This window comes from Azospirillum lipoferum 4B, from assembly GCF_000283655.1.
In the GTDB taxonomy this organism is placed as follows: domain Bacteria; phylum Pseudomonadota; class Alphaproteobacteria; order Azospirillales; family Azospirillaceae; genus Azospirillum; species Azospirillum lipoferum_C.
In genome coordinates this window covers 275,049-292,027 of record NC_016624.1, presented here as the reverse complement: position 1 = coordinate 292,027, position 16,979 = coordinate 275,049, and the positions used below count along the sequence as shown (strand labels likewise).

Genomic DNA, 16,979 nt, shown 5'->3' with positions numbered 1-16,979 from the left:
CTTTCCCGCATCCAAGGTGGTAGAGGGAGATGGGGCATGCCCCGCAATACGGGCAACTACACGGCCGTCTACGGGTTCCCGGATTCGGCGGACGCGGCGCGCCGGCTGGCCCAGGCGCTGGACATTCCCTGCCACATCGCCGAGTTGCACCGCTTTCCCGACGGAGAGAGCCTCGTCCGCCTGCCCGAACCGGTGGAACGCGCCATCGTCTACCGCTCGCTCGACCGCCCGAACGACAAGCTGGTGGAACTGACGCTCGCCTCCTCCGTGCTGCGGCGCCAGGGGGCGACCGACCTCTGCCTGGTGGCGCCCTACATGGCCTACATGCGCCAGGACGCCATCTTCAAGCCGGGCGAACCGGTCAGCCAGACGGTGGTCGGGGAGTGGCTCGGCCGTTGCTTCGACCGGTTCGTCTGCGTCGAGCCGCACCTGCACCGCACCCACACGCTGGACGAGGTGTTCGTCGGCCGCCCCTCCATCGCCCTGAGCGGAGCGGCCCCCATCGCCGCCCATCTGCGCGCCGCCGGCGTGGCGCCCGGCACGGTGGTCGTCGGCCCCGACGAGGAGTCGGCCCCGCTGGTGGAGGCGGTGGCCGGTCCGCTCGGTCTGACCGGCGTGGTCGGGCGCAAGGAGCGGCGCGGCGACCGCGACGTGACGGTCGCGCTGCCGCCCGACGCGCCGATCCACGGCCGCCCGGTGGTGATCGTCGACGACGTCATCAGCTCCGGCGAGACGATCTTCTCCTGCGCGCGGGCGGCGCGGGTGCTGGGGGCCGGCACGGTGCGGGTGTACGGCGTCCATGCCCTGTTCAACGAGACGGTCGCGGGACGCTTCGTGGCGGAGGGGCTCGGCCGTCCGCTGTCCTGCGATGGCGTGCCGCATCCGTCGAACGGCCTTTCCCTCAGCGGCCTGATCGCAGAAGCCGTTCAGTCATTCGTAAGCAAATGATCTGTCCTGCAACATTCTCTCCATAGTCGATTCGGCTTCGCAAGGATGCCTGATTTGCGGGCAGGTGCGACCATTATGCGCAGCCCTTTGCCGTTCATTTGATCGATAAGGGTCTGCCCTGGGTTGCGCTTTGCGACAATTGTCATATAACTGTCGCCAAGGATAAGGCGGCCCGACGCTTGTTTTGCGTATGCCGCAGCATCATCGTGGATGGGCGAGATGGCGGCTGACGGGCGGGTTGCGGGTGCGGATGCGGGTTTCTTCGGGCTTGAGGCGGAGGAACGCGGCCTGTTGACGAGCATGGGCCGGCTGATCGACCGCAGCCTGCCGGACCTGTCCGAGCGCTTCTACGCCCACCTGTCGCGCTGGCCGGAGACCCGCAGGCTGCTGGACGCCCATGGCGACCTGCCCCGGCTGAAGCGGCAGCAGGCCGACCATTGGCGTCTGATGTTCCAGGAGGCCGGCTCGCCCGCGCACGAGGCCCGCTGCCGGGCGGCCGGGGAGGCGCATCGGCGCATCGGGCTGGAGCCGTCCTGGTACATCGGCGCCTATGGCGTTGTGCTGAGCGACCTGCTGGCCCTGGTGCAGGGCGCGTTGCGCTGGCGTCCGGCCACGGCACGGCGGGCGGTGGCGGCGGTGGCCCGCGCCGTGTCCTTCGACATGGACCGGACCCTGGCGGGCTACGGCCCGGCGGCGGCCGATGCCGCCGGTGGCGCCGGAAGCGGGCGGTCGCTGGGCGGCTTCGCCGCGACATTGATGGACCGCACCATCGATGTGGCGATGGCCATCAACGACGCGGCCGTCGCCAATGCCGAGATGGTCGGGCAGCTGCGCGCGGTCGATCACGAGTCCCAGGGCATCGCCGCCGCAACCGAGGAGACGGTGACCGGCATCCAGGAGATCTGGGCGCGCAGCCGCGACGTCGCGGCGCTGGCTGGGGAGGCGCGGTCGGTGACCGCCGACGGCGGTCACACCGTACAGCAGGCGGTCGCCCGCATGGAACAGATCGCCACGGCGGTCGAAGGGGCGGCGACACGGGTGGGCGAGTTGTCGGTCGCTTCCGAACGCATCGCGGAGATCGTCTCCACCATCGAGGCGATCGCCAAGCAGACCAACCTTCTGGCCCTGAACGCGACCATCGAGGCGGCGCGGGCAGGGGAGGCCGGCAAGGGCTTCGCCGTGGTGGCGAGCGAGGTGAAGAACCTGTCCAACCAGACCGCCCGCGCGACCGAGGACATCCGCCTGCGCATCGACGCGCTGAAGGCGGAGATGGGCGCCATCGTCGCATCGATGGAGGACGGCACCCGCGCCGTCGCCGCTGGCCAGCAGGCGATCCGCGAGGTCAGCGAGCGAATGGCCGACATCGGCGAGCATATCGGCCGCACCGAACAGCGCATGTCGGACATCGCCAGCATCCTGACCCAGCAGTCTGCCGCCGCCAACCAGGTGGCCGCCGGCACCGCGCGCATCGCCGAAAGCAGTGCGTCCAACAGCGCCACCATCCTGCGCAGCGTCCAGGCGACGCGCGGCGTGGAGACCCTCCTGGGCAGCCAGCTGACCCAGCTGATGGAACAGGACATCCCCGGCAAGATCGTGAAGATCGCCAAGGTCGACCACGTCATCTGGAAGAAGCGGCTGGCCGACATGCTGGTCGGGCTGGAGACCCTGCGCCCCGACGAACTCGCGAGCCACGAGGCCTGCCGGCTCGGCAAATGGTATTACGGCCCGTCCTCGATGAACTACCGCGCCCATTCCGCCTTCGTCCGGCTGGAGGCTCCGCACCGGAAGGTTCACGACCACGGCAAGGCGGCCGCCCGCGCCTTCGCGGCCGGCGACATCGACCGTGCGCTTGCCGAGGTGGCGGAGGTCGAGCGTGCGTCCAAGGACGTCATCGACCTGCTCGACCTGCTCGACAAGGCGGGGTTGGAGAAGGGGCCGACACCGGCTGCCGCGGTCGGGTTTTGAAGGCGGGTTCCGACGGGCCGGTAACACTAACGATCGGGGTGGGTTCTGGTGTAGGCTGGCCGACACAGGCGGGGCGAGCATGGGCGGCCCGGCACGGATGCGCGAGGGCGGGCCGTTGAGCGGAGGGGTGTGATGTCGAAGGTGACGGACGTCGTGCTTCGGATGTCCCGGAAACTGACCGAAGACATCGCCGCCCTGGCCCGGCTGCGTGCCGCCGGAAAGCCGAAGACCTTTCCGCGCTTTCGCGAGATCCGCGCGGCCTATCTGGATATCCAGGGGCTGATCTTCTCGATCCAGGAAAGGCTGGAGGCCGCCGGGAAGGAGCTGCCGCCGAATTTCCCGCAATGGGTTCTCCGGCAGAAGCTGAGCGCCATCGCCATCTTCACCGACATCAGCCATTCCTTCGTCAGCGATCCGCCGCTGGCACTGACCTCCTCGTTGGGCGCCTTCGACGTGCTGGTGGCCGAGCAGAAGGCCTTCAACGAGACCCTGCACACCTTCGACACGATGCTGATGGAAGCGGGCATCGACGACAAGACCGCCGACGAGCTCGACGCGACCCGCAGCAAGATCGAGCAGATCCTGGGTATGATCGAAACGCTGCTGCTGACCAGCCCCAAGATCCTAGAGGAGTTCTGATGGCGGAACCGGCAGCCGATCCCGCAGCCGACCGACCTGTGGACCTCCCGCCGGCCTTTCATCCGGATCCGTCCTTCCGTGGCTTCCTGCGCAATCTCCCATTGCCGGCCATCATACCCGCTCTGGCTTTGATTGCCGGCTGCGGACTGTCCATGCTGGCGATGCTCCAATCCGAGCGCCTGCTGACCCGCGAGGAGGAGCACCGCTTCGCCACACGGGTCGAGGAGATTCATGGCCAGCTGGCCGACCGGCTGCAGGTCTACCAGCAGGTCGCCCGCAGCGCCGCATCGCTGGCGATGACCTTCCCCGACCTGCATTGGACGCAGTGGAACCGTTTCGTCGAGGCGTTGGATATGCCGGGACGCTATCCCGGCATCATTTCCGTCGCCTATGCCCGTGCCGTGCCGGCCGCCCGCTCCGGCGAACTGGTGGCGGCGATGCGGGCGGCCGGCCTGACGAATTTCCGCATCTGGCCCGAGAGTGCCGGGGCGGAGCGGGTGGTCACCATCTTCGCCGCCCCGGTCGACGAGGCGAATGTGCGGGCCATCGGCTTCGACATGATGTCGGAGGCGACGCGGCGCTCCACCATCGAGCGGGCGCGCGACAGCGGCGATCCGGCGGCCACCCGCGCGATCACGCTGAAGATCGACGAGGCGGCGGGGGCGAAGCCTGCCTTCATCCTCTTTCAGGCGACCTATCGCGGCGATCCGCAGCCGCCGTCGCTGGAAGCGCGGCAGGCCTCCTTCACCGGCGTCGTGCTGGTCCCGGTGCGGATCGGTCCTCTGGTGGACGGACTGATCGACGAAAAGCGGCCGGATGCCGGCATCGAGATCTACGACGTGCCGCCGGCCGAAGCGGAATTCCCGCTCTACCGCAGCCGGCGTCCGCTGGAAACCACGGCCTCCATCAGCCTGATGCGGGAACTGCCGGTCGGCGGCCGGGTGTGGACCGTGCGCTACGACAGCCTGCCCGATGGGGTGCTGAGCGCGCATGATTGGGTGCCGGGGGCGCTGCTGGCCGGCGGGATCGCGTTGAGCATCGCCCTGTCGCTGATCCTGCGCATGATGCTGGCGACCCATTCCCGTGCGGTCGAACTGGCCGGGGAGATGACGGCCTCGCTCCGCCTGCAGGAGGCCGAACGGCAGCAGCTGTTCACCCAGGCGCCGCTGGGGATCGCGCTGATCAGCACCGACGGACTCCTGAAGGACTGCAACCCGGCCTTCGCCTCCGCCGCGGGACTGATGCGGGAGGAGATGCCCGGCACCGACCTGCGGCTTCGCTTCGGCGACCAGGCGTCCGTCTTCGCGCTGGAAGCGGCGCTGCAGGGGGAAAGCGGCAAGCTCGAATCCGACCAGCCGCTGGTGCTGGGCGGGCGGCGCAGCCATTTCAGCCTGCATTTCCAGCCCGTCACCCTGGCGGGAGAGCTGAAATTCGTCCTGGCCTTCGCCGAGGACATCGGCGAGAAGCGCCGGGCGGAGCAGCACATCCAGTATCTGGCGCATTTCGATGCGTTGACCGGCCTGCCCAACCGCGTCCTGCTGTTCGACCGCATCGCCCAGGCGCTGCGCGAGGCGCGGCGCGAAGGCAGCAAGGTGGCGGTGCTGTTCATCGACCTCGACCGCTTCAAGGTGATCAACGACAGTCTGGGCCACAGCTTCGGCGACGAGGTGCTGCGGTCGGTGGCGCGGCGGCTGCAGGCGGGATTGCGCGAATCCGACACGGTCGGGCGGCTGGGCGGCGACGAGTTCCTGATCGTGCTGCGCCGCGTGATCGAACCGGAGGATGCGGCGCGCGTGGCGGAGAAGGTGGTGGCGCATCTGGCCAGTCCCTTCACCGTCGGCGGCCAGAATTTCGTGGTGACGCCCAGCATCGGCATCAGCCTGTACCCCGACGATGCCGACGACCCGGAAGGGCTGATCCGCTGCGCCGACATCGCCATGTACCACGCCAAGGAAAATGGCCGGAACGGCTTCCGTTTCGTCACCAAGGAGATGGGCGCCAGATCGCGCGAGCGCATGGATCTGGAGGGCAGCCTGCGCGACGCCATCCGCGAGGGGCAGCTGTTCCTGGTCTATCAGCCGCAGGTCGATACCCTGACCGGCCGCATCGTCGGGCTGGAGGCGCTGATCCGCTGGCGCCACCCGGAGGAGGGTCTGATCCTGCCCGGCCGCTTCCTGCCGGTGGCGGAGGAGACCGGGCTGGTGCTGGCGATGGGCGACTGGGTGCTGTTCGAGGCCTGCGCCCAGATCCGGCGCTGGCGCGCCCGCTTCGACCTGTCGGTTCCGGTGGCGGTCAACGTCTCCGGCGCCCAGTTCCGTGATGGGCAGCTGCCGGCCAAGGTTGCCCGCGCGCTGGACGCCAACGGCCTGAGCGGGCCGGAGCTGGAGGTCGAGGTGACCGAAAGCACCCTGATCGACGACGTCGAATCGGCGGCGGCGACGCTGGGGGCGTTGAAGCAGCGCGGCGTTCTGATCGCGCTGGACGATTTCGGCACCGGCTATTCCAGCCTCAGCTATTTGCACCGTTTGCCGATCGACAAGCTGAAGATCGACCGCTCCTTCATCCACGACCTGTCGACCGGTGCCAGCGACGCCTCCGTCCCGCGCGCCATCGTCGGGCTGGGCCGCAGCCTGGGCCTGTCCGTCATCGCCGAGGGGGTGGAGACGCAGGAGCAGTTGCAGCTTCTGCGCGATCTCTCCTGCGAGAGCTACCAGGGCTTCCTGTTCAGCCGCCCCGTCCCGGCCGAAGAGGTGGAACGGCTGCTGGCCAGACAGGGTGCCGCCCAGCCGGTGGCGGTGGAGTAGCATTGAGAAATCCGTAGGAGGTTGGCAATTTGAGGCTTGCTATATAATTCAGGGTTCAGTCGTCGCAGTTTTGCACGGAAATAAAAACCCTGTTGTAACGTAGTGCTGTATTGTGATGTGGAAATCTTGAAAATCGGAGAAGGGTATGGGTGGTCGTACTGTAAGAGTTTACATGGCCGACGGAACTGCTTTCGGTGTTCAGCATGCAGAAATATTTAACAGAACTATTCAAGCTTTATCATTTCCAAGAAGCAGGTATTCAGAATTAAAGGAGTGGGTTGAGGCTAAAAGCCCGGGGGTTTACTTTCTTTTTGGGAAGAATGAGAATGACGAATCGATTTGCTATATTGGTGAGGCTCAGAATGTATTTGACAGAATCTCAAATCATGTAAGGGAAAAAGATTTTTGGAAAGATGGAGTGATATTTTCCAGTAAAGATGAGAATATAAACTCGAAGTATTTAGAGGCTAGACTTATCGAAATGGCGGTCGGGGCTGCTCGTTATAAACTGGATAATGCGAAGATACAGATTACTCCCAAGCTGTCTCGTGCTGACCGTGATGCAATGGAAGAAATCATAGCAGATGTGCGCCTTATATTAGGTATGTTCGGTCATAAATTGCTGGAGCCAGTTTCAAAGGTAGCGAAAGAAGAAGTGCGTGGCATCAGCGATGAGAGGCCGATTTATGGGGGCGTAGATAGGTCTTCGCTTAAAATCGAAGATCATGAGTTTTCTATGTCTGTCAGGGATTTAAGGGCAAGAGGAAAGGTTACTGACGAAGGATTCGTTGTTCTTGCGGGCTCATTCTCTTCTGCTGAGGTTGGCGCCCTTCAGGCTGGCTATATTAATTTGCGAGATAAACTGATTGCAGATGGATCACTGGCGAAATTTGACAATCATTTTAAATTTACAAAAGATGTTCTGTTTAATAGCCCAAGTGCTGCTGCAGCGGTTATCGCTGGAACTAGTAGAAATGGAAGAAAGGACTGGGCATCTGGGAAAAGGACGCTTTCAGATCTGGAGAACGAGATAAGCGAAAATTTAAAGAAGGAAAATTCAGCCTCTCAGGAAGGTATTACACTGGAGAAGCTTGGTTTATAGTGTAGACTACCTGAAATTCACACTTTTCAGTGATTACTATTAAAATTACCATGAGATCCGATGTATTTGTCTGAATTTTCATGTTCAATCGCGCCCTGGATTTCTTCGAGAGGGACTGGTCTTTCGTTTGCGCGCCTTAAAACACCGCGCAGCTGCGCCAAGTCTCTTTTTCTACGACCCTCAGAATCGTAATCCATAATCACCTCCCAACAACCCCAGCGTTGCCAGTGCCATCACCTGCGCCGACTGCACCATGTCTTCGATGCCGACCCATTCGTCGGGCTGGTGGGCGAGGTCGAGGATGCCGGGGCCGTAGGCGATGCAGTCCTTCAACTGGCCGACGCGCACCACATGCTTCTGGTCGTAGGTGCCGGGGGAGACGACATGCTGCGCCGGGCGGCCCAGCACCGTCTCGATGGCGGCGGCGACCGCCCGTACGACGGGGGCGTCGGCATCGGTCATCGTCGGCAGGAAGGCCAGCACCTCGCGCAGTTCGTAATCGAAGCCGGGGCGGCTGCGGCGCAGATCCTCCAGGATGGCGACGATCTCGCCGCGGACAGCCTCGGGGTCCTCCTCGATCAGGTAACGGCGGTCGATCACCATGCGGCAGCGGTCAGGCACCATCGGGCTCGGCAGGCCGTCATGGTCCTCGCGCTGGCCGCCATGGATGGCGTTGATGTTGATGGTGGACTGGCGCGCGCCCTCCGGCACCACCGGCATGTCGGTGCGCTTGGCGGCGAGGCGGGGGATCAGCTCCGTCTCGATCCGGTGCAGCACGGCGCCCATGTGGCGCACCGCGCAGTTGCCGAGGAAGGGCATGGAGCCATGGGCGACGCGGCCCTTGGTCTCGATCTCCGCCCACCAGACGCCGCGGTGGCCGATGCAGACGCGGTCGACGTTCAGCGGCTCCGGGATGATGACGTGGTCGACGCGCGGCCGGGAGAAATAGCCGAGCTTCGCCAGATGGCCGACGCCGCCGTAACCGCCGGATTCCTCGTCCACCGTGCCGGAAATCTCCAGGGCGCCGGCGGTCAGCAGCCCTTCCTCCAGCAGCGATTCGACGGCGACGATCGAGGCGGCGATGCCGCCCTTCATGTCGCAGGCGCCGCGGCCATAGACCCGGCCGTCCTTCACCACCCCGCCGAAGGGATCTACGGTCCAGCCCTGGCCGGCCGGCACCACGTCGATATGGCCGTTGAAGTGGACGCAAGGCCCCGGCCGCGGTGCCTCGATGCGGGCGACGACGTTGGTGCGCGGGTAGCGGTCGCTGTCGCCGGCCGCCCCCTCCGCCCGCACATACTCCACCGAGAATCCGCGCGCCGTCAGCCGGCGGCCGATCAGCTCGGCGCAATCGGTATAGACGTCGCCCGGCGGATTGACGGTGGGGATGCGGATCAAGTCCTGCGTCAGCGCGACCAGATCGTCGCGCCGCACCTCGATCCGGCGGAACAGCTGGCTGGTTGCGGCGTCGGTATCGGATCGCATGGCCTCTCCCGCGGCAAGGACGCCACCAGTGTCGCCCCAAGCGGATGGTCCGTCCACCCCGCCTTTCGGGAAGCGACCCGGGCGGAGTTCCCAGGTGGAGTTCTTGTGCAGCGCACTTTCCCCGGTTGGCCGGGGCGGCTACAGTCGCGGCGCCCCTCAGCGGAGAGTTCCTGTCATGACCGTCAAGCACCCCATCGGGCTGAGCGCCCCGACCCTGGCCGACCCGGTGATCGCCGAGGCCGCCGCCCGCTTCGTCGCCGCCCGCCGCAGTGCGACCGGGCTCGACGAATTTCCCGGCCCGCTGCCGGCCGATCTCGCCACCGCCTACGCCATCCAGGCGACGGCGACCGCGGCTTGGCCCGACGAGGTCGCCGGCTGGAAGGTGGCGCGGGTGCCGCCGGCCCTGGAGGAGGCGCTGGGCGCCATGCGCTACATCGGCCCGATCTTCGCCGGCACGGTGACGACCGCCGATGGCGGGCCGCTGAGCTTCCCGGTGATTCCCGGCGGTTTCGGCGCCGTGGAGGCCGAGTTTGCGGTGCGCATCGCCGCCGACGCTCCCGCCGACAAGCTGGACTACAGCCCGGCGGAGGCCGCGGCCTTCATCGCCGCCGTCCATGCCGTCATCGAGGTGGCGGGCGGCCCGCTGGCTCCGGTGAACGAACTGGGGCCCACCGCCTCGACCGCCGTCTTCGGCAACAACACCGGCTTGATCGTCGGCGAGGAGATCGTCGGCGGCGTCGAAGGCGCCGATGCGCTCAGGGCCGAGGTGCTGATCGACGGGCAGAGCGTCGGTGTCGGCAGCAGCGCCAAGCTGCCGGGCGGCATCGCGGCCGCCCTCGCGGTGGCGCTGGGCATGGCCGCCCGGCTCGGCCGGCCGCTGAAGGCGGGGCAGTTGGTGTCCACCGGTGCCCTGACCGGCGTTCATTCCATCGCCATCGGCCAGCAGGCGCGGATCGCCTTCACCGGCCTTGCCCCGATGAGCGGCACCGCCGTCGCGGCGACGCCCGCCGCCTGACCGTCAGAGTCGCGGATCGCGCAATCCTGGGTGGGGCGGAGGGCATGGCCGTCCGCCGCCTTGGCGCAAGCCAAACGGGCAAGGGGATGCTTGAATGGCGTTCCCTCTCCCGTCGCCGGATCCATCGCCTTGTCCCAGACCAGCGCATCCCAGGCCAGCCTGCCGTCCGCCAGTCTGTCGTCCGATGGCATCGCCGCGGCGTCCGTCCTGCCGCCGGTCCAGCTTCTGACCGGGCTCGGGCTCGCGGTGGCGGGGGTGGTGGCCTTTTCGCTGCGGCCGGTCATCATCAAGCTGGCCTACCGCTACAATGTCGATCCGGTGACGCTGATCATGCTGCGCATGGTCTTCGCGCTGCCCTTCTTCCTCGGCATGGCCCTCTGGTCGGGCGCCCGGAAGGGAGAGCGGGGGCCGGTTTCCGGCCGCGACCTCGCCCTGACCATCGGGCTCGGCATCACCGGCTATTACGCCGCCAGCTTCTGCGATTTCCTCGGTCTGCGCTATGTCTCGGCCGGGATGGGGCGGCTGCTGCTGTTCCTCTACCCGACCATCGTGGTGATTTTGTCCGCCATGTTCCTCGGCAAGCGGATCGGCCTGCGCGAGGTGGTGGCGCTGGTCGTCTCCTATGCCGGCGTTGCGCTGGTGGTGTGGTCGGAGGTCGGGACCGGCCACCCCAACTTCATGGCCGGGGCCGGGCTGGTCTTCATGGGGGCCTTCCTCTATTCGGTCTATCTGGTCGGCAGCAGCCGGGTGGTGCAGCGGATCGGCTCCATGCGTTTCACCGCCTATGCGATGACCGCGGCCTGCCTGTGCTGCATCCTGCAATTCGCCGTGCTGCGGCCCCTGTCGGCGCTCGACCTGCCTCTGCCGGTCTATGGGCTGTCGGCGGTGATGGCGGTGGTCTGCACCGTGCTGCCCGTGCTGATGACGGCGGAGGCGCTGCGGCGGGTCGGCCCCAATCTGGTGGCGCTGAGCGGCGCCATCGGCCCGGTGGCCGCCGCCGTCTTCGGCTATGTGGCGCTGGCCGAGCCGATGGGTTGGCTGCAACTGGCCGGCGCCGCCCTGACCGTGGCCGGCGTCATGATCATTACGCTGTGGAAGACCGCCTGAGGCCGCTCATTCGGCAGTCGGCGGAATAACGGGCTTCCCGCAATCGTCTCCCGTTCGATGAGACTGGAATGAGGAGCCGGTACGATGATCAACCATGCGACATCGTCGAACGGGTTCGATGCCGGTGCGGGAACCGCCGGACAGGACGCGCTGCTTCTGGCGGCCCGCGTCCTGCTGGGCGCCATCTTCGTGCAGAGCGGCTTCGGCAAGCTGATGGCGCTCGGCGGCTTCATCGCCGGGCTGGAAAGCCAGGGCGTGCCGATGGCGGCGGTGCTCGGCACCATCGGCGCGCTGGTCGAGGCGTTCGGCGGGCTGGCCGTGGTGCTGGGCGCCTGGACCCGGCTGGCGGCGCTGTTGGTCGCGGCCTTCACCGTCGCCGCGACCCTGATCGCCCACCGCTATTGGGACGCCGCGCCGGAGGCGATGAAGATGCAGCAGACGCAGTTCATGAAGAACCTCGCCATCATCGGCGGCTTCCTGGCGCTGGCCGCGGCAGGCAGCGGGCGCTTCAGCATCGACGGCTGGCGCGCCCGGCGCTGATCTCAGTTGCGGGTCTCACTCATCGTAGGCCATCAGCGAGACGCTGGGCACGTCGATGCGGTCGCGACCATTGAGGAAGGTGAGCTCCACCAGGAAGGCGGCGGCGCGGACGTCGGCGCCGACCTGGCGCAGCAGGTTGATGGCGGCGACCATGGTGCCGCCGGTCGCCAGCAGGTCGTCCAGCACAACCACGCGCTGGCCGGGCTTCACCGCGTCGGCCTGCACCTCGATGGTGTCGGTGCCGTATTCCAGATTGTAGGAATGGGCGATCTTGTCGCCCGGCAGCTTGCCGTGCTTGCGCACCATGATGAACCCGATGCCCAGCGCCAGAGCCAGCGGGGCGGCGACCAGGAAGCCGCGCGACTCGATTCCGACCAGAAGATCCGGCTTGTGCGGGCGCACGGCCTCGGCCAACTCGTCGATGGCGGCCTTCCAGGCGGCGCCGCTCGCCAGCAGCGGCGAGACGTCATAGAACAGGATGCCGGGCTTCGGGAAATCCGGAATGCCGCGGATGTGGTCTTTCAGGTTCATCGGAAATCTTGTCCGTAAAGGGTCCGCCGCCCGGCACTCTAGCCGCTGCCTGCCTCCGCGGAAAGACGCGATTGGCCGCGGCCCCAGACGCCGCATTCGGCGCCGGGCATGGCCGCCGTGCTGCGCGGCTATGCCGCATGGGGTTGACCATTCGGCGGTGCTCCGCCACGTTCGGGACGCACCGGACGGAGTGCGGATGCGTGCGGCGGGGCCTGTGGCTGGAACTTTGGCGAAGGACGGAACGGCGGCGGAGATGGCCCGGATCGATGCCGGGCCGGAGGACGGCGGGTGGCGGATCGGTGCCGCCGGGCGCTGGACTCTGCATGCGGCCGGGGCCGCCTCCGACGCGCTGGACCGGGCGCAGAAGCCAGAGGGCGGTGCCGCCGTGCGGCTCGATCTGTCGCGGGTGGAGGCTCTCGACACCGTCGGCGCCTATCTGCTGAACCGTCTCGCCGACCGTCTTGGGGCGGAAGGGCATGCGGTGGAGGTGGTCGGGCTGCGGCCGGAGCATGCCGCGCTGTTCGGCGCGGTGCGCGATGCCGGCAAGGCGCCGCCCCATCCCATCGAGCGCGACCATCACCCGATCCTGGACATGATCGTCCGCACCGGGCAGACGACGGTCAACGCCGGCAAGGAAGTGCTGGATCTCGTCGGCTTCCTCGGCCTGGTCACCGTCACCTTCGGCCGGCTGATCCTGCGCCCGTCGCGCCTGCGCCTGACCTCCGTCCTGTTCCACATCGAGCAGACCGGGCTGAACGCCCTGCCGATCCTGGGGCTGCTGTCCTTCCTGATCGGCGTGGTGCTGGCCTTCCAGGGGGCGGACCAGCTGAAGCGCTTCGGGGCTGAGCTGTATGTCGTCAACCTGCTGGGCATCTCCGTCCTGCGCGAGATCGGCATCCTGATGACGGCGATCATCGTCGCCGGCCGCTCCGGCTCCGCCTTCACCGCGCAGATCGGCACCATGAAGGTGAACCAGGAGGTCGACGCCATCGGCACCATGGGGCTCGACCCGATTGAGCTGCTGGTGGTGCCGCGGGCGCTGGCGCTGATGATCTCGCTGCCGTTGCTGGCCTTCTACGCCGACGTGATGGGGCTGTTCGGCGGGGCGGTGATGGCCTATGCCACGCTGGACATCACCTTCGGGCAGTTCATCCGCCAGCTTCACAGCGCCGTCGGCATCAACACGGTGCTCGCCGGGTTGATCAAGGCGCCGGTCTTCGCGCTGGTGATCGCCATGGTCGGCTGTTACGAGGGGCTGAAGGTCGCCGGCAGCGCCGAAAGCGTCGGCATCATGACCACCAAGGCGGTGGTGGAGGGGATCTTCCTGGTGATCGTGATCGACGCGGTGTTCTCCGTCGTCTTCTCCATGCTGGGGGTGTGATGGACGCGCGCCCCGTCATCCGGGTGCGGGGATTGGTCACCCGCTTCGGCCCGCAGACCGTCCATGACGGGCTCGACCTCGACGTGGAGCGGGGGGAGGTGCTGGGCGTCGTCGGCGGGTCCGGCACCGGCAAGTCGGTGCTGTTGAAGGAAATCCTGGGCCTGATCGCGCCGTCCGCCGGCCGGATCGAGCTGCTGGGCCACGACATCGCCGAACTCGACCGGACGGAGCGTACGCATCTCCAGGCTCGCACCGGCGTGCTGTTCCAGAACGGCGCGCTGTTCAGCTCCATGACGGTGGCGGAGAATGTGATGCTGCCGCTGAAGGAGCACACCGATCTGCCACCGGCGCTGGTCGCCGAGGTGGCGCGGGTGAAGATCGCCATGGCCGGCCTGCCGCCCGATGCCGGCACCAAGCATCCGGCCCAGCTGTCGGGCGGCATGATCAAGCGCGCCGGTCTGGCCCGCGCGCTGGCGCTCGACCCCGACATCCTGTTCCTCGACGAGCCGACCGCCGGCCTCGATCCCATCGGCGCCGCCGCCTTCGACACGCTGATCCAGGGGCTGCAGCGCAGCCTGGGGCTGACCGTCTTCATGGTCACCCACGATCTGGACAGCCTGACCTCCATCTGCGACCGCATCGCGGTGCTGGTGGACCGCAGGATCCGGGTGGGGACCTTGGCCCAGCATCTGGCCGATCCGCATCCCTGGATTCGCGATTACTTCCACGGGCCGCGCGGCCGCGCGGCGCTGGACGCCAAAGAACGCAACCAAGCTCGACAGCTTGCAAAAAGGTAGGGGCAAGCCATGGAAACCCGCGCCAGCTATATCCTGGTCGGCAGCTTCGTGCTGGCGCTGGTCGCCGGCCTGCTGGTCTTCACCGCCTGGATCGCCAAGGTCCAGCTGGACGAGACGCGCGAGACCTACCGCATCTACTTCAGCGGCTCGGTCACCGGCCTGCAGCAGGGAAGCCCGGTGCGCTACCGCGGCGTGCCGGTGGGCACGGTGTCGGACATCCGGCTCGACCCCGACAACGTCACGCGGGTGCGGGTGACGGTGCAGGTGCAGAACGGCACGCCGGTGATGGCCGATTCCATCGCCTCGCTGGAGGTGCAGGGCATCACCGGCGGCGCCTATGTCCAGATCTCCGGCGGGACGGTGGAGGGCAAGCGACTGACCGCCACCGATGCCGACGGCGTGCTGACCATCCCGTCGCGGCCAAGCTCGCTGACCGCGGTGGTGGACAGCGCGCCGCAGCTGGTCAACCGCTCGCTGGAGGTCATCACCAAGCTGGGCGAGTTGCTGAACGGCGAGAACCAGAAGGCCATCGGCGAGATTCTGGCCAATGCCCGCACCCTCAGCGCCGAGCTTGCCCGCGCCGGCTCCGGCCTGGAGGAGACGATGGCGCAAGCCCGGCAGACGCTGACCGGCTTCGAGGCGGTCGGGCCGCAGCTGGATCGCACGCTGGCGCAGGCGCGGGAAACGCTGGCGACGGTGGACGGCAGCGCCAAACAGCTGACGGGGGAAACGCGCGAGCTGATGCGCTCGCTGAAGCGCACCTCCGACACGCTGAACGGCCTGATGGCCGAAAATCGCGAGCCGGTGCGCGACTTTACCGCCACCGGACTGTATGATCTGACCCTGCTGATCTCCCAGCTGCGCGACCTGTCCGGGCAGTTGTCGCGGGTGATCACGCGGATCGAGAACGACCCGTCGAACTTCCTCTTCGGTGGGACGCGGCAGGGTGTGGAGGTGCGTGGGAAATGACGGGAGCGGCGATCTTGCGGATGGGGATGGGCAAAGGGGCGTCGCGGTCGGCGCTGTGCGCGGTGGCGGGGGCCGTCCTGCTGCTGGGGCTTGCCGCCTGCTCCGCGCTGAACCCGACGGCGCCGCAGCTCTACACCCTGACCCCGCGCGCCAGCGTCGGCCCCGGTCCCAAGGCCGACTGGCAGCTGTTGGTGGAGACGCCGGCCGCCGCCGCCGGGATCGATACGCCGCGCATCGCGCTGGCCCGCACGCCGACCTCGCTCGACTATTTCGCCGACGTGTCCTGGGCCGACCGGGCGCCCAACATGGTGCAGGGGCTGGTCGTCCAGACCTTCGAGGACAGCGGGCGGATCGTCTCGGTCGGGCGCGACACGGTGGGGCTGCGCTCCGACTATGTGCTGAAGTCGGAACTGCGCGACTTCCAGGCGGAATACACGACGGCGGGAGCCGCCATGCCGGACCGGGTGCATGTGCGCCTGTCGGCCAAGCTGGTCGCCATGCCGCGCCGGACCATCGAGGCCGGTGAGACCTTCGAGGCGTCGGTCCCCGTGCGCGGCCGCTCCTTCACCGACATCGTCGCCGCCTTCGACGAGGCGCTGGGCCGCGTCACCGGCGAACTGGTGACCTGGTCGCTGTCGCAGCGGTTCCGCCCCGCCGGCAGCTGACCGGCCAAGCGCAGGCCCGGCTGCAACCGCAGGTGCGAAATCCGAAAAGACCTTGCCACGCCCGCATATCCGCGTACGTAATATGGATGTTCGCGCAGCGCAGGATCGGGCGATGACGGATTTGTCGGACGTGTCCCGGGAAGAGTTGGAGGCGATGGCCGAGGCGGGACGCGAGGTGCGCCTGTGCCAGCGCGTCCTGGCCAAGACCGGCGACACGGTGGTGGGCGAGCTTCTGCGCGGCCACGGCACGCTTTACGAGTGGAAGCACTATCCGCCGGGCGACGTCTACGACGCCGAGTTCCACGCCCAGTATTACTACCACTGCCACCCGGAAGGCGAGCGGCCGAATGGGGAGCATGGGCATTTCCACACCTTTCTGCGGCCCCACGGCATGCCGTCCGGCCTGCGGCCGGCGCCGCTGCCCGATTTCGAGCCGCCGGAGAACGACAACGACGCGCTGTCGCACCTGATCGGCATCGCCATGGACGTCGCCGGCCAGCCGGTGCGCCTGTTCACCACCAACCGCTGGGTGACGGGGGAGACCTGGTACGGGGCCGAAGACGTGATCGCCATGCTCGACGCCTTCGAGATCGACCATGCCCGCCCGTCCTGGCCGGCCAACCGCTGGATCACCGCGATGATGCGGCTGTTCCGCCCGACCATCGTCGGACTGCTGCGCGAGCGCGACGCCGCAATCCGGCGCTGGGCCGACGCGCATCCCGACGCCTACGTCTACGAGGACCGCGGGCTGGAGGTCGCCTCCCAGCGCCATATCTCGGTGGAGGAACAGATCGCCGAGGTCGCCATCCAGCTGCGCGGTGCGCGGCGCCGCCGCGCTGTCCTGCCGGAACCGCCCAGCTTCGTCGAGCTGCCGTGATCCTGGGTCCGCACCCCTCCGACGATCTATGACCCGCCGACGTTAATGAAGGTTCAACCGTTTCGGAAGATCCTTGATGGCGTGGATAAGTCTCCGCCCACATCCGCGCGGGTATCGCCTCTTCGCGACCGATTTGGAGACGGACCAGGGCAGG

At 67.2% G+C, this 16,979-nt stretch carries 15 protein-coding genes; 13 read left to right on the top strand and 2 right to left on the bottom strand.

The features are described from left to right. Positions 1–36 precede the first annotated feature (36 nt). The 5 genes from prs to AZOLI_RS31970 all read left to right on the top strand — a co-directional run bounded on the left by prs (position 37) and on the right by AZOLI_RS31970 (position 7,458). Positions 37–948: a ribose-phosphate diphosphokinase gene (gene prs / locus AZOLI_RS28340; RefSeq protein ID WP_014250094.1), complete on the top strand. Its 912-nt coding sequence runs from the start codon at positions 37–39 to the stop codon at positions 946–948. 219 nt (positions 949–1,167) lie between these two features. Beyond that, on the top strand, positions 1,168–2,913 hold the full coding sequence (locus tag AZOLI_RS28335) for a methyl-accepting chemotaxis protein (protein WP_162488496.1): 1,746 nt from the start codon (positions 1,168–1,170) through the stop codon (positions 2,911–2,913). Positions 2,914–3,045: 132 nt separating this feature from the next. Continuing rightward, the gene (locus tag AZOLI_RS28330) at positions 3,046–3,552 is read left to right on the top strand and encodes a hypothetical protein (protein ID WP_014250091.1); all 507 of its coding nucleotides are present in this window, start codon (positions 3,046–3,048) and stop codon (positions 3,550–3,552) included. Between the two features lie 152 nt (positions 3,553–3,704). Continuing rightward, complete coding sequence (locus tag AZOLI_RS28325) at positions 3,705–6,356, top strand: bifunctional diguanylate cyclase/phosphodiesterase (protein WP_244442685.1); 2,652 nt, start codon at positions 3,705–3,707, stop codon at positions 6,354–6,356. Positions 6,357–6,528: 172 nt separating this feature from the next. Then, positions 6,529–7,458, top strand: a complete 930-nt coding sequence (locus tag AZOLI_RS31970; RefSeq protein ID WP_162488495.1) for a GIY-YIG nuclease family protein — start codon at positions 6,529–6,531, stop codon at positions 7,456–7,458. Between the two features lie 180 nt (positions 7,459–7,638). On the opposite strand, the gene AZOLI_RS28320 is transcribed toward AZOLI_RS31970, so the two are convergent. Continuing rightward, positions 7,639–8,943 carry an acetylornithine deacetylase/succinyl-diaminopimelate desuccinylase family protein gene (locus AZOLI_RS28320; protein WP_014250088.1) on the bottom strand — a complete coding sequence of 435 codons (1,305 nt, stop codon included), beginning with the start codon at positions 8,941–8,943 and terminating at the stop codon, positions 7,639–7,641. A 175-nt stretch (positions 8,944–9,118) separates the two neighbouring features. Here AZOLI_RS28320 and AZOLI_RS28315 point away from each other — a divergent pair, with 175 nt between their 5' ends. The 3 genes from AZOLI_RS28315 (at position 9,119) to AZOLI_RS28305 (ending at position 11,605) form a co-directional block, all read left to right on the top strand. Next, positions 9,119–9,958 carry a 2-keto-4-pentenoate hydratase gene (locus AZOLI_RS28315; protein ID WP_014250087.1) on the top strand — a complete coding sequence of 280 codons (840 nt, stop codon included), beginning with the start codon at positions 9,119–9,121 and terminating at the stop codon, positions 9,956–9,958. Between the two features lie 129 nt (positions 9,959–10,087). Then, positions 10,088–11,065, top strand: a complete 978-nt coding sequence (locus AZOLI_RS28310) for a DMT family transporter (protein ID WP_244442684.1) — start codon at positions 10,088–10,090, stop codon at positions 11,063–11,065. An 84-nt stretch (positions 11,066–11,149) separates the two neighbouring features. Next, on the top strand, positions 11,150–11,605 hold the full coding sequence (locus AZOLI_RS28305; protein WP_014250085.1) for a DoxX family protein: 456 nt from the start codon (positions 11,150–11,152) through the stop codon (positions 11,603–11,605). Between the two features lie 15 nt (positions 11,606–11,620). Here the strand turns inward: AZOLI_RS28305 and AZOLI_RS28300 are convergent, their stop codons facing one another. Further along, positions 11,621–12,136, bottom strand: a complete 516-nt coding sequence (locus tag AZOLI_RS28300) for an adenine phosphoribosyltransferase (protein ID WP_014250084.1) — start codon at positions 12,134–12,136, stop codon at positions 11,621–11,623. A 196-nt stretch (positions 12,137–12,332) separates the two neighbouring features. Here AZOLI_RS28300 and AZOLI_RS28295 point away from each other — a divergent pair, with 196 nt between their 5' ends. From AZOLI_RS28295 to AZOLI_RS28275, 5 genes are all read left to right on the top strand, one after another. Continuing rightward, positions 12,333–13,517 carry an ABC transporter permease gene (locus tag AZOLI_RS28295; protein ID WP_014250083.1) on the top strand — a complete coding sequence of 395 codons (1,185 nt, stop codon included), beginning with the start codon at positions 12,333–12,335 and terminating at the stop codon, positions 13,515–13,517. Then, positions 13,517–14,314 (top strand): ABC transporter ATP-binding protein, encoded by a 798-nt coding sequence (locus AZOLI_RS28290; RefSeq protein ID WP_014250082.1) that lies wholly within the window; start codon positions 13,517–13,519, stop codon positions 14,312–14,314. The genes AZOLI_RS28295 and AZOLI_RS28290 overlap by 1 nt, the downstream gene beginning before the upstream one ends. A gap of 9 nt (positions 14,315–14,323) precedes the next feature. Continuing rightward, entirely contained in the window at positions 14,324–15,283 is a 960-nt protein-coding gene (locus AZOLI_RS28285) for an MlaD family protein (protein WP_014250081.1), read from the top strand. Between the two features lie 20 nt (positions 15,284–15,303). Continuing rightward, a complete protein-coding gene (locus AZOLI_RS28280) occupies positions 15,304–15,948 on the top strand; it encodes an ABC-type transport auxiliary lipoprotein family protein (RefSeq protein WP_244442697.1) in 645 nt (214 codons plus the stop codon). A 112-nt stretch (positions 15,949–16,060) separates the two neighbouring features. Next, entirely contained in the window at positions 16,061–16,825 is a 765-nt protein-coding gene (locus AZOLI_RS28275; RefSeq protein WP_014250079.1) for a DUF6969 family protein, read from the top strand. Positions 16,826–16,979: the final 154 nt, after the last annotated feature.

Excerpts from the sequence above, each read along its gene's own strand:
- prs (WP_014250094.1), top strand. The coding sequence starts at position 37 with ATGCCCCGCAATACGGGCAACTACACGGCCGTCTACGGGTTCCCGGAT.
- AZOLI_RS28335 (WP_162488496.1), top strand. The coding sequence starts at position 1,168 with ATGGCGGCTGACGGGCGGGTTGCGGGTGCGGATGCGGGTTTCTTCGGG.
- AZOLI_RS28330 (WP_014250091.1), top strand. The coding sequence starts at position 3,046 with ATGTCGAAGGTGACGGACGTCGTGCTTCGGATGTCCCGGAAACTGACC.
- AZOLI_RS28325 (WP_244442685.1), top strand. The coding sequence starts at position 3,705 with ATGCTGGCGATGCTCCAATCCGAGCGCCTGCTGACCCGCGAGGAGGAG.
- AZOLI_RS31970 (WP_162488495.1), top strand. The coding sequence starts at position 6,529 with ATGGCCGACGGAACTGCTTTCGGTGTTCAGCATGCAGAAATATTTAAC.
- AZOLI_RS28320 (WP_014250088.1), bottom strand. The coding sequence starts at position 8,943 with ATGCGATCCGATACCGACGCCGCAACCAGCCAGCTGTTCCGCCGGATC.
- AZOLI_RS28315 (WP_014250087.1), top strand. The coding sequence starts at position 9,119 with ATGACCGTCAAGCACCCCATCGGGCTGAGCGCCCCGACCCTGGCCGAC.
- AZOLI_RS28305 (WP_014250085.1), top strand. The coding sequence starts at position 11,150 with ATGATCAACCATGCGACATCGTCGAACGGGTTCGATGCCGGTGCGGGA.
- AZOLI_RS28300 (WP_014250084.1), bottom strand. The coding sequence starts at position 12,136 with ATGAACCTGAAAGACCACATCCGCGGCATTCCGGATTTCCCGAAGCCC.
- AZOLI_RS28295 (WP_014250083.1), top strand. The coding sequence starts at position 12,333 with ATGCGTGCGGCGGGGCCTGTGGCTGGAACTTTGGCGAAGGACGGAACG.
- AZOLI_RS28290 (WP_014250082.1), top strand. The coding sequence starts at position 13,517 with ATGGACGCGCGCCCCGTCATCCGGGTGCGGGGATTGGTCACCCGCTTC.
- AZOLI_RS28285 (WP_014250081.1), top strand. The coding sequence starts at position 14,324 with ATGGAAACCCGCGCCAGCTATATCCTGGTCGGCAGCTTCGTGCTGGCG.
- AZOLI_RS28280 (WP_244442697.1), top strand. The coding sequence starts at position 15,304 with ATGGGGATGGGCAAAGGGGCGTCGCGGTCGGCGCTGTGCGCGGTGGCG.
- AZOLI_RS28275 (WP_014250079.1), top strand. The coding sequence starts at position 16,061 with ATGACGGATTTGTCGGACGTGTCCCGGGAAGAGTTGGAGGCGATGGCC.